Genomic DNA, 560 nt, shown 5'->3' on the forward strand with positions numbered 1-560 from the left:
GTCGCCCAGCACGATCAGGTCGACGCCGCCGGCGATCGCCTCCATGCCGAAGGCCATGGTCGCCGCGCAGCCGCGCTCGTCCATCGCCGGCTCCCGCGTGATGTCGCCGACCGGGTGATCGAGCGCCAGGTCGTAGACGCGCAGCCCGAGCCCCGCCTCGCGGCACAGCCGGCCGACCGGCCCCTGGCCGGTGCCGATCCGCTCGACCCGGGCGCGCGCCGCCTCCGGCCCCTCGGCATCGTCGAGATGCCGGGCGACGCCGTGCGTGCCGGCGTAGAGCGCCACCAGCGGCCGCGTCACGCGCGGCGGCCGCCGGCCGCCGACCAGCGCCAGCCAGTCGGCCAGCGCGCCGAGCCGGCCGAGCCCCGGCGGCGCCACCGGGCCGTGCGCCGCCCCCTTGAGCGCCGGCAGTCGCGCCAGCAGCCGGCGAAAGTCGTCGAAGGGCAGTCCGCTGGTCGTCATCGTCGCATCCGCACCGGTTGGGGTCGCGCCCGGCATAGCGGCCCCGGCGCGGCGGCACAACGGTGGGCGCGCCGGCGAGACTTGCGCGCCGGCGCGCC

1 protein-coding gene is annotated in these 560 nt (G+C 79.1%); it reads right to left on the reverse strand.

All coding sequences use genetic code 11. The features are described from left to right. Nucleotides 1-462 (reverse strand): nicotinate-nucleotide--dimethylbenzimidazole phosphoribosyltransferase (locus N1F89_RS20650; protein ID WP_290086389.1); only part of this gene is annotated, 462 nt, incomplete at its 3' end. Between the last annotated feature and the right edge of the window lie 98 nt (nucleotides 463-560).

The organism is Aquibium sp. A9E412, from assembly GCF_030398335.1.
Classification (GTDB): Bacteria; Pseudomonadota; Alphaproteobacteria; order Rhizobiales; family Rhizobiaceae; genus A9E412.